The sequence below is a fragment of the Pseudomonas sp. Z3-6 genome, assembly GCF_051131985.1.
Lineage (GTDB): Bacteria > Pseudomonadota > Gammaproteobacteria > Pseudomonadales > Pseudomonadaceae > Aquipseudomonas > Aquipseudomonas zanjanensis.
This window is the reverse complement of sequence record NZ_CP071644.1, coordinates 3,640,952-3,655,576: the sequence shown is the minus strand read 5'-3', so window position 1 is coordinate 3,655,576 and position 14,625 is coordinate 3,640,952. Positions and strand designations below refer to the sequence as shown.

The window sequence follows — 14,625 nt, the reverse complement described above, 5'->3', positions numbered from 1 at the left end:
AAAAGAAATGGACGGACGATCAACGAGCCGATGCCGCCATGCTTGCATCGCGGATCGCCGCATTCCCGGCCCTGAGTGTCGGTGCGTTTTGCGCACGCAGCGGCACGGCGCGGGCGTCGTTGTTCATGAAGCCGACCCGGCACGATCACATTCGCCAATGCTCGACCTGGGCCGACTGCGCCAGGAAACAGCACGGCGATGAATCCGCCAGGACTGGCGCGCTGTTTGGCATCAGCCTGAGCAGTGTCGACCCCAAGGCCGCGAACGCCGTTTTCGAGTTTTTCTGGCCCTACGCCCTGAAACAGGGCTGGTCGGACGTCTACCTTGGCTCCCCCGTTCCGGGCCTGCGGGACTGGCTGTCGAAGAATCCCGATACCCCGGTCACCCGCTACGTGCAAAGCCAGCGCCAGGGGCTGCCACTGGATCCCCAACTGCGCTATTACTTTAAAAAGGGATTTCGGCGAATTGTCGCGATCCGGGACAACTACTTTCCCCATGAGCCCTCATTGGACGTCGGCGTGCTGATCCAGGGCAAGGTGCCGCTGTCGGGGCTTTCTTTCATCTGGAAAAGGCTCCCGCTGAGCTGGTTGCAGCGCATGAAAAAATTGTTCTTCGTGTGCTTGTGAATACCTCCCTTGCGCTGGAGGGCCAGGCGCGACCACTGGCTCACGATCGCAATTTCCGCCGTTTGCTGGCGTGCGCCGTGGCATCGATGGTGGGCGATCAATTCACCCTGGTCGCCTTTCCCTTGCTCATCATGGCGATATCGCCAGAGCCCATGACGCTTGGCTGGGCATTCGCCGCGCTGGCTCTGCCGCGGGCCCTGTTCCTGTTGACGGGCGGCTCGCTGGTCGACCGGTTTGGTGCCCGTTCGATCTGGATGTCTGGCTGCTACGGCAGTGCGCTGACCCTGGTCGGCCTGGCCTGGGCGCTCTACACCGGCCATGCCACGTTACCGATCATCTATGGGGCGGCGGCACTGTTGGGGCTGTTCAGCGCGCTCACGCTGCCGGCGGGCAGTGCGCTGGTGCCTGGTATTGTCGACCCGCGCGACCTGGAACGGGCCAACGGCATTTTCCTGGCCCTCAGGCAGTTGACCATCGCCATCGGACCGGTCGCCGCCGGCGGGCTCATCGCCCATGCCTTTCTACCCCTTGGCACGAGACCGGCGGCCAACGCTGCCCTGGACGGTTATGTCATCGCGTTTGCCCTCGATGCGCTGACCTTCGCGCTGTCCGCATTCGGGTTGCGAACCTTGCCTATCCGTCTGATTCCTGGTGCCGAAACAAGCCGCCATAGCACCACGGATGGCTTGCGTTATTTCTTTCACAATCGCCCTCTGCGCACGTACCTGAGCTACATGGCAGCCATGACACTGCTCATGAGCGGGCCGGTGCAGGTCGCCTTGCCATTGCTGGCTCACGCACGCTTCACGCCTGAGGCCACCGCATTGGGGTGGCTGTTCGGCGCCCAAGGGGCCGGCACGCTGCTCGGCATGCTGATGTTTACCGCCAGCCCAAAACTGCGAATCGTCAACCTGGGTGTCACGCTACTCGCTGTCGACGCCGCCATCGCCTTGCTGGTAATGCCACTGGGGTGGATCCATGCCCTTTGGCAAGGGGTGGCCTTGCTGTTTGCCATTGGCGTCTTTGGCGGCTTCGTGCAGGTCATGGCGTTCACCTGGCTACAGCGGGCCTTGCCAGCACATTTGCTTGGGCGCGGCATGAGCCTGTTCATGCTGGTGTTTTTTGGGTTGGCACCCGTCTCGGCGGCGATATCGGGTTGGGTCTTGCAATGGGTGTCCATCGAGATCCTGTTCCTGGTCACTGGCGCCCTACTCCTGGCGGTCGTGTTTTTCTCCTATTTCGGGTCAGGCCTGAGGAGGCTCTCGGATGTTTAACCAAACCCATGAACCTGTCCAAGCCTCGCGGCCCGAGCCTAGCGTTGAACGCGCCCGGTTGCTGGAGTGGGGACGCCCCGCCCCGTTGCGCCTGCTTGCCTGCACGGTTTTCGAATGGGTGCTCATTGTGGGGGCGGCTGGCCTGGCTATCCAGGCGGAGTCGATTTTCGCCACGGTGCCGGCCGTCGTGCTCATCGGCACCCGGCAACATGCGTTGCTCATTCTCATGCACGAGTTTTCACACCGCCAATTCAGCCGGACCCGCCCGGTACTCAACGACACGCTGGGGGATCTCCTGACGGCGCTTCCTTTTACCATCACCTTGTTCGGCTTCCGGCGAGACCACGCCGCCCACCACCTTCATACGGCCACCGAGCGTGATCCCAACTGGGTATCGTGCATAGGACAGGATCGGTTCACCTTCCCCAAGTCCAGTTTCGATGTGGTCATCCTGCTGATCAAGCATTGCGGCGGCCTGTACAGCCTGCACGAATTCAAAACGGCCCTGGTGACATCGAAAATGGCCTCGCAATGTCCCCCTTCTACTCAATGCCGACAATGGATCTTTGCAATCGTGGTGGCCGCGCTCCTCACCGGGTTCCACTTATGGCTGGCGGCCCTGGTGTACTGGCTGGTTCCTATGTTCACGGTACTGATGGTGCTGTTGTATTGGCGCGATGTGGCCGAGCACTTTGCATTGCCCCAACCCGGCCACGGTGTTTCTCGAACCGTCATTGCTCCTTGGTGGGAGCGCCTATTGATTGCGCCTCATGGCGTGGGCTTTCATGCCGAGCACCATCGGTATCCCGCCGTACCCGGTTTTCGCCTGGCACAGGTGCACGCGGCGCTCATGGAAGACCCGGCGTACGTCGAGCGAGCGCACGTCACCCGAGGCTATTGCACGGGGCTGATACGCGAAGTCGCTGCCTATACCGCTGTAAGCTCACGCATGAGGAACTGACCGATGGACTCCATCCGACAGCAGGCCACCGATCGTCCTGAACCCTTCTGGAACGACACACCGATCAAGACCTACCTGTTTGACGCGTTCTCGGTGCTGCTGCCCGCCGGCGAACAGTTCGTGATATCGGTGGTTGAGTCATCCGCCTTGCGCTTGCCACCAACCTCGACGCTGGCTGAACAATCGCGCCGCTTCGTGACCGAGGAACGCGCCCACCAGCGAGCGCACCGGTTGTACAACCAGCAATTGGAAAAGCAGGGGTTTGAGGTCCGAAAATACGAACACGGAATCGAAAAGGATCTCGATGCCTTGCGCAGCAAATTGTCACTCAATGCGCAGTTGTCCTTGGCCGCTGCGTTTGAACACGTGACAGCGGTCACGTCCCGGATCGCCTTGCGCGACGGTGGGCTGCTGTCGACCCGCGTCTCGCCACAAACACGCCTGTGGCGCTGGCATTGCGCCGAGGAAGTCGCCCATCAGCACGTCACCACCGACCTGCTGCAGGCGCTGGGTGTCCCCTATTGGCAGCGCATTCTTTATTTTCTGGCAGCGTCGGCGCTCATGGCGTTCGATGTCCTGCGTCATCTGTTTGGTTTTGCTCGCCTGGACATCGCCCGGGGCCGTGTCAGCGCCAAACGACTGCGACAGGCGACGGGCCGGCTGCTGCTACGCGATGGTGCAAACCTGGCATTGCTGGCCGCCGGATGGGCCGCCTACTTTCTACCGCTGAAAGCACCTGCGGCGGCGGACTGTCAGTGAACTGCAATATCCCCGACTTATTCTGAGCCCAGCGCACTGCGGCGAACGCGGGTTGTGCAGGTCGCCCACTCGGAATGATCCAGGGAATCCGCCATGAAGATCAGTGTATTCGGAAGTGGTTACGTAGGGTTGGTGCAAGCCGCCGTGTTGGCCGAAGTGGGCCATGACGTGGTGTGCATGGACATCGACGAGCGCAAGGTCGACAGCCTGCGGCAAGGCCAGGTGAGTATTTTCGAGCCCGGCCTGGCCGCGCTGGTGCGTGAAGGGCTGGAGGCCGGGCGCTTGCACTTCACCTGTGACGAACAACTTGCCGTGCAACACGGCCAGGTACTGTTTATTGCGGTGGGCACGCCCTCCCGGGACGATGGCAGCGCAGATCTGAGCCAGGTCCTGGTCGTTGGCGAGGCCGTCGCCCGCTACCGCGAGCAACCGCTCATTGTGGTGGAGAAATCCACCGTGCCGGTGGGCACCGGCGACGTCCTGCGGGCGCACATCGACAAATGCCTGCTCAAGGCCAGTCGCTTGCTGCAGTTCGATATCGTCTCCAACCCGGAATTTCTCAAGGAAGGCTCGGCGGTCGCCGATTGCCGTCGTCCGGACCGCATCGTGATCGGCTGCGAGCGCGATGAAGTGCGCGAAACCATGCGTGATCTGTACGCACCGTTCAACCGCAACCACGACCGGATCCTGTTCATGGACCTGCGCAGCGCCGAACTCACCAAATACGCCGCCAACGGCATGCTCGCGACCAAGATCAGCTTCATCAACCAGATCGCCGAACTGGCCGAACACCTGGGGGCCGACATCGAGTCCGTGCGCCTGGGCATCGGCGCCGACTCGCGCATCGGCTACCACTTCATCTACCCGGGATGCGGCTACGGCGGCTCGTGCTTTCCCAAGGACATGCGCGCCTTGATCCACACCGCCGAGCAGGCCCATTGTTCCAGCGACTTGCTGCAAGCGGTGGAAGCCATCAACGGGCGGCAGAAACACAAATTGTTCGAACGGATCAACGCATTCTACCAGGGCGACCTGCGCGGCAAGACGTTCGCGCTGTGGGGCCTGGCCTTCAAGCCCAACACCGACGACATGCGTGACGCACCGAGCCGCACCCTGCTGGAATCGCTCTGGGCCGCCGGGGCCAGCGTCCGTGCGTATGACCCGGAGGCGATGCAGCAGACGCAACTGCTCTACCCCGACGAGACCCGACTCATGTTGATGGGCACGCCGGAATCGGTGTTGCCGGGCGCCGACGCGCTGGTCATCTGCACCGAATGGCAGCCCTTCAAGGCGCCGGACTTCGACCTGCTCCGGCAGCGGCTCAAGGCCCCGGTGATTTTTGACGGTCGCAACCTGTTTGACCCGGAGCGCATGGCCGACAAGGGCTTCACCTATTTCCCGATGGGCCGCGGGCAATCGCGCGGCCTGCCCATTGCCCAGCAGACCTGGTTCCCAGCCTCCAGAAGTGCTTGAGCGAGATCGTTACCTCAAAATTAATGCACTCAAACAGCATTAATATGAATTTGTAAGCGAGGGTTGTGACCGGCACACTGTGCACCGTTCCTCCCCCAACTGTTGGAACACTTAAAGGGCTTTCTGGGACCTCCCCGTAAGCCCCTTTTTTTGTTCGTTTTTTGGATTTTCGCTTAATGTTTTCTCGCTGGATCCCCGCCGCTATCAATACCCGTCCCACCGAATGGAGCCGCGCCGCCATCGGCATGGCATTGGGGACCCTGTTCAGTGTCTGGTTATGTGGCCAGGTCTTTGGCCTGGAGGTGGCACAACACCTGATCGGGCCCCTCGGTGCTTCGGCCGTGCTGTTGTTTGCCGTGTCATCGGGCGCCCTCGCGCAGCCGTGGTCGATTGTCGGGGGTTACCTGTGCGCGTCGGTCGTGGCGCTGCTGGTGGCCCATGTCCTGGGGCGTACGCTGGGCAGCGCCTGCCTGGCGGCCGGCATGGCGCTGGTGCTGATGTGCTGGCTGCGTTGCCTGCACCCGCCGGCCGGTGCCCTGGCGGCGACGTTGGTGCTGGCGGATCCGTCTATCGTTGCCCTGGACTGGCAGGCGGTCGGCGCGGCCATGCTGGCCGGCTCCGGGTTGCTCATCTTTGCGCTGGCCTACAACAACCTGACGCGGGTGCGCTATCCCAAGCGCGCCAGCGAACCGGTGGCCGTCATACCGGCTGACCACCCTCCCGTCGACCGCCAGGCCATCACCGCCGAAGACCTGAAATTGGCCTTGGCGGAAATGGAGGCATTCTTCGACGTCACCCCGGAAGATCTGGAACAACTCATCCACGTCAGCGAGCGAAATGCCAAGCGCCGCAGCATCACGGAGGTCCTTTCAAGTCGCGGTTGAGCCTGTGACTGCTATAAATATGCAGACAGGACCTGCACGTATCCCGGTTGTGCAAGGCAAATTTGCACTGGTACGATCCTGATCGGGTACGCGCGACACAATTCATAAAAAACAATAAAAGCAGGGAGTTAGCGATGACAGCTCAGGTTTCATCCCAAGCTGCGGAAACCATCGAAGTCGTGGCCCATGAGGTGCTGGTCGACGTTCGCAATCACGTCGGCCACTTGACCCTGAACCGCCCCGCCGGCCTCAATGCCCTGACCCTGGGCATGGTGCGCAGCTTGCAACAACAACTCGATACGTGGGCACTCGACCCACAGATCCGCGCCGTAATACTGCGTGGCGCCGGTGACAAAGCGTTCTGCGCCGGCGGTGATATCCGCTCGCTATACGACAGTCACAAACAAGGCGATACCCTGCACGAAGATTTCTTCGTCGAGGAATACGCCCTCGACCTGACGATCCACCACTACCGCAAACCGATCCTCGCCTTGATGGACGGCTTCGTGCTGGGCGGCGGCATGGGCCTGGTGCAAGGCGCCGACCTGCGGGTCGTGACCGAACGCAGTCGCCTGGGCATGCCAGAAGTCGCCATCGGTTATTTCCCCGACGTCGGCGGCAGTTATTTCCTGTCGCGCATTCCCGGTGAGCTGGGGATCTACCTGGGGGTCAGCGGCGTACAGATCCGCGCCGCCGACGCGTTGTACTGCGGGCTCGCCGACTGGTACCTCGACAGCCGCAAGCTTAAGCAACTGGACGAGCGTCTCGATCGGTTGGAATGGCACGACACGCCGCTCAAGGATCTGCAAAGCCTGCTGGCCAAGCTCGGCCAGCAACAGCTCCCTGCCCCGCCCCTGGCCGACTTGCGCCCAGCCATCGACCATTTCTTTGCCCTGCCCGACGTACCGAGCATGGTCGAGCAGTTGCGCCAGGTCACCGTCGCCAACAGTCATGAATGGGCGGTGAAGACCGCCGACCTGCTGGACAGCCGCTCGCCCCTGGCCATGGCCGTGACCCTGCAAATGCTGCGGCGCGGCCGGCATTTGAACCTGGAAGACTGTTTTGCCCTGGAGCTGCACCTGGACCGGCAATGGTTCGAACGCGGAGACCTGATCGAAGGCGTGCGCGCCTTGCTGATCGACAAAGACAAGAACCCGCGCTGGAACCCGCCGACCCTGGAGGCGCTGGACGCCGACCATGTGGCGAGTTTCTTCGACGGCTTCGACGACCACGGGAACTGAGCCATGCACGACCTCGAACTGACCGAAGAACAAGTGATGATCCGCGACATGGCCCGGGATTTCGCCCGTGGTGAAATCGCCCCCCATGCCCAGGCCTGGGAAAAAGCCGGCTGGATCGACGACGGCCTGGTGGCGAAGATGGGCGAACTGGGCCTGTTGGGGATGGTGGTGCCGGAAGAATGGGGCGGCACCTATGTCGACTACGTGGCCTATGCCCTGGCGGTGGAGGAAATCTCCGCGGGCGACGGTGCCACCGGGGCGCTGATGAGCATCCACAACTCGGTGGGTTGCGGGCCGGTGCTGAATTTCGGCACCGATGAACAGAAGCAGACGTGGCTGGCGGAGCTCGCCAGTGGCCAGGCCATTGGCTGCTTCTGCCTGACCGAGCCCCAGGCCGGTTCCGAAGCCCATAACCTGCGCACCCGGGCCGAACTGCGCGATGGCCAGTGGGTGATCAATGGCGCCAAGCAGTTCGTCAGCAACGGCAAGCGGGCGAAACTGGCGATTGTGTTTGCCGTGACCGATCCGGAACTGGGCAAAAAAGGTATTTCGGCGTTCCTGGTGCCTACCGATACGCCGGGATTCATCGTCGATCGCACCGAACACAAGATGGGCATCCGCGCCTCGGACACCTGCGCGGTTACCTTGAACAATTGCACCATCCCCGAGGCCAATCTGCTGGGCGCGCGTGGCAAGGGCTTGGCCATTGCCCTGTCCAACCTGGAAGGCGGCCGCATCGGCATCGCGGCGCAAGCCCTGGGCATCGCCCGCGCAGCGTTTGAAGCGGCGCTGGCCTACGCCCGTGATCGTGTCCAGTTCGACAAGCCGATCATCGAGCACCAGAGCATCGCCAACCTGCTGGCCGACATGCACACCCGCATCAACGCCACCCGCCTGCTCATTCTCCACGCCGCCCGGCTGCGCAGCGCCGGCAAGCCGTGCCTGTCGGAAGCCTCCCAGGCCAAGCTGTTCGCCTCGGAAATGGCCGAAAAGGTTTGCTCCTCGGCCATACAGATTCACGGCGGGTACGGGTATCTCGAGGATTACCCAGTAGAACGCTACTACCGCGACGCGCGGATTACCCAGATCTACGAAGGGTCGAGCGAGATACAGCGGATGGTCATCGCCCGGGAACTGAAACACTACCTGGTGTAGCGGCAGGAAAAGCATCGCGAGCAAGCTCGCTCCCACAGGGTTCAGCGGCGTACGCAAATACTGCGTACGCCCCAAAGCCACTGTGGGAGCGAGCCTGCTCGCGATAGCGGTGCATCTGTCACAACAGTGCTGTATGTACCGTCGTCTTCGCGAGCAGGCTCGCTCCCACGGGGTTAGTGGCGTGCACCAATGCTGCGTACACCACCGATCCACTGTGGGAGCGAGCTTGCTCGCGAAAGCGGTGCATCTGTCACAACAATGCCGAATGTACCGCCGCTATCGCGGGCAAGCCCAGCTCCCACAGGGGTTGACGGCGTGCACCAATGCTGCGTACACCACCGATCCACTGTGGGAGCGAGCCTGCTCGCGAAAGCGTCAACAGCAACGCCGCATTACTTGTCCTGAAACTCCGCCGCACGCTTGGCCACGAACGCCGCCATGCCTTCCTTCTGGTCCTGCGTCGCAAACGCCGCATGGAATACCCGGCGTTCGAAACGCACGCCTTCAGACAGGCTGACTTCAAAGGCGCGGTTGACGCTTTCCTTGACCATCATGCTAATGGGCACCGACTTGGAGGCGATCAACGCTGCGGTTTTCAGCGCATCGTCCAGCAGTTCATCGGCCGGTACGATCCGCGCGACGATGCCGCAACGCTCGGCTTCCACCGCGTCGATGAAACGTCCGGTCAGGCACATTTCCATGGCCTTGGCCTTGCCCACCGCACGGGTCAGGCGCTGGGTGCCGCCCATGCCCGGCAGTACGCCGAGGTTGATTTCCGGCTGGCCGAACTTGGCATTGTCCCCGGCCAGAATGAAATCACACATCAACGCCAGCTCGCAGCCACCGCCCAAGGCAAAACCGTTCACCGCGGCGATGATCGGCTTGCGGCGGTTGGCCACGCGGTCGCTGTCGCTGAACAGGTCGTCCAGGTAGATTTGTGGGTAGGTCAGCTCAGCCATTTCCTTGATGTCGGCCCCGGCGGCGAAGGCCTTTTTCGAACCGGTCAGCACGATGCAGCCAATCTTCGGGTCCGCCTCCAGGCTGTCCAGCGCCTGGTTCAGCTCGCTGACGATCTGCGCATTCAAGGCGTTCAAGGCCTGAGGACGGTTGAGGGTGATCAGGCCGACGCGGTCCTTGATCTCCAATAAAATCGTTTCGTAGCTCATGCAGGACTCCTGTTCAAAGATTGCGCGAAATGACCATGCGCTGAATGTCGCTGGTGCCTTCATAGATCTGGCAGACCCGCACGTCGCGGTAGATGCGCTCCAGCGGGAAATCATTGAGGTAACCGTAACCGCCCAGCGTCTGCAACGCCATGGAGCAGACCTTCTCGGCCATTTCCGAGGCGAACAGCTTGGCCATGGACGCTTCCATCAATGCTGGCTGGCCGTTGTCCCGCAGGGCGGCGGCGTAATGCACCATTTGCCGGGCCACGGCGATCTGGGTCGCCATGTCCGCCAGGCGGAACGCCACGGCCTGATGCTCGATGATCGGCTTGCCGAAACTGGAGCGTTCCCGCGCATAGTCCCGCGCCGCTTCGAACGCGGCCCGGGCCATGCCCACCGCTTGCGCCGCGATGCCCACCCGGCCGCCTTCCAGGTTGGCCAGGGCGATCTTGTAGCCCTCGCCCTCCTCACCCAGGCGATTACCCACCGGCACCTTCACATCCTCGAACAGAATCTGGCAGGTGTCGGACGCGTGCTGGCCGAGTTTATCTTCCACCCGCGCCACGCTGTAGCCCGGCGAATCGGTCGGCACGATGAAGGCACTGATGCCCCGCTTGCCGGCGCTCGGATCGGTCACCGCGAACACGATCACCACCCCGGCGTTCTGCCCGGAGGTGATGAACTGCTTGCAACCGTTGAGCACGTAATGATCACCCTCCAGCCGCGCCCGTGTCTTCAGGCTGCTGGCGTCCGACCCGGCCTGGGGCTCGGTCAGGGCGAACGCGCCCAGCATCGCGCCGCTGGCCAGGGGCGTGAGGAATTTCGTCTTCTGCTCATCGGTGCCGAACTTGAGGATCGGCACGCAGCCCACCGAATTGTGCACGCTCATGATGGTCGAGCATGCGCCATCGCCAGCGGCGATTTCCTCCAGGGTCATGGCATAGGCCAGGTAACCGGTGTCACAACCGCCCCACTGCTCCGGCACCAGCATGCCGAAAAAGCCCAGTTCGGCCATTTCGCCGATGGCTTCCCGGGGGAAACGGTGTTCACGGTCCCATTCGGCAGCGAACGGTTTCAGCCGCTCCTCGGCGAACTGCCGGGCCATGTCACGGATTTGGGTCTGTTCTTCAGTCGGGAGCATGGTGATTCCTTAATACAAGCATTCGACGGCCATGGCCGTGGCTTCGCCGCCGCCGATGCAGATCGCCGCGACGCCGCGCTTCAAGCCTTTCTGGCGCAGGGCCGACAGCAGCGTCACCAGGATCCGTGCGCCAGACGCGCCAATCGGGTGGCCCAACGCACAGGCACCGCCGTGGACGTTGACCTTGTCATGGGCGATTTCCAGCTTGTCCATGATCACCAGCCCCACCACGGCGAAGGCTTCGTTGACCTCAAACAGATCGACTTGATCCAGCGACCATCCGGTCTTTTGCATCAATTTCTTCACGGCGCCAATCGGCGCAGTGGGAAACAGGCTCGGGGTATCGGCGAACGCCGCGTGACCGTGGATCACCGCCAACGGCTTGAGGCCACGCTCGGCTGCCTGGCTTTGGCGCATCAGCACCAGGGCGGCGGCGCCATCGGAAATGGAACTGGCGTTGGCTGCAGTCACCGTGCCGCCGTCGCGGAACGCCGGCTTGAGCGAGGCGATCTTGTCGATCCGCGCTTTCGGTGGCTGCTCGTCGTGGCGAATGGTCACTTGTTCCTTGCCGACCATGACCTGCAACGGCACGATCTCGGCGTCGAAACTGCCGTCCTTGATCGCCTGCTGGGCGCGGGTGGTGGAGGCAATGGCGAAGGCGTCCTGGGCCTCGCGGCTGAAACCGTTGGCCTCGGCGCAATCTTCGGCGAAGGTGCCCATCAGCCGACCTTTGTCGTAGGCGTCTTCCAGGCCGTCGAGGAACATGTGGTCAAGCACCCGGCCATGGCCCATGCGGTAACCGCTGCGGGCACGGTCCAGCAGGTACGGCGCGTTGGACATGCTCTCCATGCCGCCGGCCACCACCACCTCGGCACTGCCGGCGATGAGCATGTCATGGGCCAGGATTGCCGCTTCCATGCCCGAACCGCACATCTTGTTGAGCGTGGTGCAGCGGGTCGACTTGTCGAGCCCGGCGCCCAGCGCGGCTTGACGCGCCGGGGCTTGGCCTTGGCCGGCGGCGAGCACGCAACCGAACAGCACCTCTTCAACCGCCTCCGGCGCGACACCGGCACGCTCCACGGCGGCCTTGATGGCGGCGGCACCCAGTTGTGGCGCGGTGAGGCTTTTCAGTTCGCCCTGGAAACCGCCCATGGGGGTGCGGACGGCGCTGACAATAACAATAGGATCGTTGGACATCATGAATCCTCCTGACTTATTTGGCTGCCATACGCAAGGCGCCGTCGAGACGGATCACCTCGCCGTTGAGCATGCTGTTTTCAATGATATGCCTGACCAGCGCCGCGTACTCGGAAGGTTTGCCCAGGCGCGGTGGGAACGGCACGCCGGCGGCCAGGGAGTCGCGCACTTCCGGGGTCATGCCGGCCATCATCGGGGTTTCGAAAATTCCCGGCGCAATGGTCATTACCCGAATACCGAAGCGCGCCAACTCACGAGCGGCCGGCAGTGTCAGGCTGGCGATGGCGCCTTTGGAGGCCGCGTAAGCCGCCTGGCCGATCTGCCCGTCGAAGGCCGCCACGGAAGCGGTGTTGATGATCACCCCGCGCTCGCCGTCCGCGTTGGCCTCGGTTTCGGCAATGGCCGCGGCGGCCAGGCGCAGCAGGTTGAAGCTGCCGATCAGGTTGACATTGATCACCTGGCTGAAGCTGGCCAGTGCGTGGGGGCCGTTCTTGCCGAGGATCTTCTCGCCGCGCACGATACCGGCGCAATTCACCAAGCCATTCAGACCACCGAACGCATCGACCGTGGCCTTGACCGCCGCTTCAGCCGCCGCCTCGTTGCTGATATCGGCCACCACGCTCTGGCAACCCAGTTTTTGCGCCTGGGCGGCTACGGCGTCGGCGTTGAGGTCCACCAGCATCACCTGGGCGCCGGCCTTGACCAGCATTTCACCGGTGGCCGCGCCTAGGCCGGAAGCACCGCCGCTGACGAGGAAAATCTTGTTGTCGATCTGCATCATGGTTTCCTTGGATTCAAGCTGAAACGTTCTGCGCCAAAGTCTCTTGAACCTTGGCGATTTCCTGGTTGCGCAAGATAAAGCGCTGCAACTTACCGCTTGGGGTTTTCGGCAAGTCGCTGACAAATTCGATTTCACGGGGATAGGCATGGGCCGCCAAGCGCTGGCGCACGTGCAGGCGCAACTCCTCGGCCAGCTCCGGTGAGGCGCGGTATTGGGCGCCGAGCACCACGAAGGCCTTCACCAACTCGGTACGCTCCGGGTCCGGCTTGCCGATTACCGCCGCTTCCACGACGGCTGGGTGTTCGATCAGCGCGCTTTCCACATCGAACGGACCGACCCGGTAACCGGAGGTGGTGATCACGTCGTCGCTGCGGCCGACGAAGCTGATGCTGCCGTCCGGGTTCAGCTCCACGGTGTCGCCACTGAGGTAGTAGTCACCGACGAAAGCCCTGGTCGGTCCGCCTTCGTAACCGGCGAACCAGCACATGGGCGACTGGCTGCGGTCCACCGCGAGAATGCCCGGCTGGCCTACGCCCAGTTCGCGCTGGTTTTCATCCAGCACGACGATGCGATGTCCCGGCGAGGCGAAACCGGCGGCGCCCAGGTGAACGGCATGCTCCAGCCCATGGTGATTGCACAGCACCATGCCCAGTTCGGTCTGGCCGTAATGGTCATGGATCACCACGCTGAGGTTGTCGGCAAACCACCGGATCACCTCGGGGTTCAACGGCTCGCCGGCGCTGCTGACGATGCGCAGCTTGCCCTTGATCGAGCGGGCGAACTGCTCGCCGCCGGCGATCAACAAGCGATAGGCCGTGGGCGAGCCGGTCAGGTTGGTGATGCCGTATTTGTTGATGATCCGGCAGGTGCTTTCGAGGGTGAACGGGCCATCGTAGAAGGTGATCGGATGCCCCATGGCCAGCGGTCCGGTCACGCCAAAATAGATGCCGTAGGCCCAACCCGGGTCGGCGACGTTCCAGAAGGCGTCTTCCGGGCGCAGGTCCACCGCGTCACGCATGTAGCTTTGGAACGCCACGATGGCCTTGAGCGGCACCGACAGCGCTTTGGCAGGCCCCGTGGTGCCAGAGGTGAACATCAGCAGGAACGGGTCTTCACCGGTGAGCATCAGCGGTTCGCATTGGCTGGAATGATTCGCCACTTCGGCCCAGAAACTGTAGTCGCCGTGCACGATGCCCTGGCCCTTTTCGCCGCCGACCGTCACGACGGTGGGGCAACCGGCGACTTCGTTGAGCTTGGGACGGTTGACGGCATCGGTGACGACCACGCGCGCGCCCGAGCTGCCGAGTCGGTGCTCGATGGCCTTGGGGCCGAACGCAGTGAACAACGGTTGATACACCGCGCCGATACGCCAGGTGGCGAGGACCACGATCAGCAGTTCAGCGGTGCGCGGCAGCAGGCCGGCCACTTTGTCACCCTTGCCGACGCCTTGGGCACGCAGGAAATTGGCGAACCGCGCGGCGTTGTCCTGCAGGTCGCGGTACGTCCAGGTGGCCTCGCTGCCGTCACGGCCCTCCCAGAACAAGGCGATGCGCCCCGGCAACGCATGCCGATCGCAACACTCGACGCAGGCATTGAGCGCCTCGAGCGAGCCGTGCAGTGCGGCGTTGACGGTGTGCAGGTAATCGAACTGCGACGTGGCGGACGAATAATCGCGCATGACCAGAATCCCTCTGTACTTTTTATTGGGTGGGGGAACCTTGAAGAGCGGGTAAATACTCGCGCCGAAGGGCGGTGGCGGCAATGGTCAAAGCCATCAAGTTGCTTGACTGGTTTGGCCATGGTTGGAGGGATGTGTTGCCTGTAATGGCCCTATCGCGAGCAGGCTCGCTCCCACAATGATTTATGGCGGAGCCTCGATTCTGTGACCACCCTGATATCCGTGTGGGAGCGGGCTTGCTCGCGAAAGCGGTGTGTCAGCCACAAGGATGTTGGATTTGCCGGCCTCT

General features: G+C 62.7%; 13 protein-coding genes. 8 read left to right on the top strand and 5 right to left on the bottom strand.

Going from position 1 to position 14,625, the window contains the following annotated elements; translation table 11 throughout:
• The first annotated feature begins 38 nt into the window (after positions 1-38).
• From J3P88_RS16305 to J3P88_RS16270, 8 genes are all read left to right on the top strand, one after another.
• Positions 39-626, top strand: a complete 588-nt coding sequence (locus tag J3P88_RS16305) for a hypothetical protein (protein ID WP_225917576.1) — start codon at positions 39-41, stop codon at positions 624-626.
• Complete coding sequence (locus J3P88_RS16300) at positions 623-1,900, top strand: MFS transporter (RefSeq protein ID WP_434570222.1); 1,278 nt, start codon at positions 623-625, stop codon at positions 1,898-1,900. The genes J3P88_RS16305 and J3P88_RS16300 overlap by 4 nt, the downstream gene beginning before the upstream one ends.
• The gene (locus J3P88_RS16295) at positions 1,893-2,861 is read left to right on the top strand and encodes a fatty acid desaturase family protein (protein ID WP_434570220.1); all 969 of its coding nucleotides are present in this window, start codon (positions 1,893-1,895) and stop codon (positions 2,859-2,861) included. The genes J3P88_RS16300 and J3P88_RS16295 overlap by 8 nt, the downstream gene beginning before the upstream one ends.
• A gap of 3 nt (positions 2,862-2,864) precedes the next feature.
• Positions 2,865-3,620: a metal-dependent hydrolase gene (locus J3P88_RS16290; RefSeq protein ID WP_434570218.1), complete on the top strand. Its 756-nt coding sequence runs from the start codon at positions 2,865-2,867 to the stop codon at positions 3,618-3,620.
• A gap of 93 nt (positions 3,621-3,713) precedes the next feature.
• Positions 3,714-5,093, top strand: coding sequence for a UDP-glucose dehydrogenase family protein (locus J3P88_RS16285; protein WP_434570216.1), 1,380 nt, complete (start codon positions 3,714-3,716; stop codon positions 5,091-5,093).
• 176 nt (positions 5,094-5,269) lie between these two features.
• The gene (locus J3P88_RS16280) at positions 5,270-5,977 is read left to right on the top strand and encodes an HPP family protein (RefSeq protein ID WP_434570214.1); all 708 of its coding nucleotides are present in this window, start codon (positions 5,270-5,272) and stop codon (positions 5,975-5,977) included.
• A gap of 134 nt (positions 5,978-6,111) precedes the next feature.
• Positions 6,112-7,218 (top strand): enoyl-CoA hydratase/isomerase family protein, encoded by a 1,107-nt coding sequence (locus J3P88_RS16275; protein WP_434570212.1) that lies wholly within the window; start codon positions 6,112-6,114, stop codon positions 7,216-7,218.
• A gap of 3 nt (positions 7,219-7,221) precedes the next feature.
• A complete protein-coding gene (locus J3P88_RS16270) occupies positions 7,222-8,373 on the top strand; it encodes an acyl-CoA dehydrogenase family protein (protein WP_411384632.1) in 1,152 nt (383 codons plus the stop codon).
• 392 nt (positions 8,374-8,765) lie between these two features.
• Here J3P88_RS16270 and J3P88_RS16265 read toward each other — a convergent pair whose 3' ends face one another.
• From J3P88_RS16265 to J3P88_RS16245, 5 genes are read right to left on the bottom strand one after another with little or no spacing between them, the layout of a single operon-like run.
• Complete coding sequence (locus tag J3P88_RS16265) at positions 8,766-9,539, bottom strand: enoyl-CoA hydratase (RefSeq protein ID WP_024617255.1); 774 nt, start codon at positions 9,537-9,539, stop codon at positions 8,766-8,768.
• 13 nt (positions 9,540-9,552) lie between these two features.
• Positions 9,553-10,680, bottom strand: coding sequence for an acyl-CoA dehydrogenase (locus tag J3P88_RS16260; protein WP_434570209.1), 1,128 nt, complete (start codon positions 10,678-10,680; stop codon positions 9,553-9,555).
• A gap of 9 nt (positions 10,681-10,689) precedes the next feature.
• Positions 10,690-11,880, bottom strand: a complete 1,191-nt coding sequence (locus J3P88_RS16255; protein ID WP_434570208.1) for an acetyl-CoA C-acyltransferase — start codon at positions 11,878-11,880, stop codon at positions 10,690-10,692.
• Between the two features lie 13 nt (positions 11,881-11,893).
• The gene (locus J3P88_RS16250) at positions 11,894-12,655 is read right to left on the bottom strand and encodes an SDR family NAD(P)-dependent oxidoreductase (protein ID WP_186705581.1); all 762 of its coding nucleotides are present in this window, start codon (positions 12,653-12,655) and stop codon (positions 11,894-11,896) included.
• 16 nt (positions 12,656-12,671) lie between these two features.
• Positions 12,672-14,336, bottom strand: a complete 1,665-nt coding sequence (locus tag J3P88_RS16245; RefSeq protein WP_434570206.1) for an AMP-binding protein — start codon at positions 14,334-14,336, stop codon at positions 12,672-12,674.
• Between the last annotated feature and the right edge of the window lie 289 nt (positions 14,337-14,625).

Coding starts and splice junctions, on each gene's coding strand:
- J3P88_RS16305 (WP_225917576.1), top strand. CDS start 39: ATGCTTGCATCGCGGATCGCCGCATTCCCGGCCCTGAGTGTCGGTGCG.
- J3P88_RS16295 (WP_434570220.1), top strand. CDS start 1,893: ATGTTTAACCAAACCCATGAACCTGTCCAAGCCTCGCGGCCCGAGCCT.
- J3P88_RS16290 (WP_434570218.1), top strand. CDS start 2,865: ATGGACTCCATCCGACAGCAGGCCACCGATCGTCCTGAACCCTTCTGG.
- J3P88_RS16285 (WP_434570216.1), top strand. CDS start 3,714: ATGAAGATCAGTGTATTCGGAAGTGGTTACGTAGGGTTGGTGCAAGCC.
- J3P88_RS16280 (WP_434570214.1), top strand. CDS start 5,270: ATGTTTTCTCGCTGGATCCCCGCCGCTATCAATACCCGTCCCACCGAA.
- J3P88_RS16275 (WP_434570212.1), top strand. CDS start 6,112: ATGACAGCTCAGGTTTCATCCCAAGCTGCGGAAACCATCGAAGTCGTG.
- J3P88_RS16270 (WP_411384632.1), top strand. CDS start 7,222: ATGCACGACCTCGAACTGACCGAAGAACAAGTGATGATCCGCGACATG.
- J3P88_RS16265 (WP_024617255.1), bottom strand. CDS start 9,539: ATGAGCTACGAAACGATTTTATTGGAGATCAAGGACCGCGTCGGCCTG.
- J3P88_RS16260 (WP_434570209.1), bottom strand. CDS start 10,680: ATGCTCCCGACTGAAGAACAGACCCAAATCCGTGACATGGCCCGGCAG.
- J3P88_RS16255 (WP_434570208.1), bottom strand. CDS start 11,880: ATGATGTCCAACGATCCTATTGTTATTGTCAGCGCCGTCCGCACCCCC.
- J3P88_RS16250 (WP_186705581.1), bottom strand. CDS start 12,655: ATGCAGATCGACAACAAGATTTTCCTCGTCAGCGGCGGTGCTTCCGGC.
- J3P88_RS16245 (WP_434570206.1), bottom strand. CDS start 14,336: ATGCGCGATTATTCGTCCGCCACGTCGCAGTTCGATTACCTGCACACC.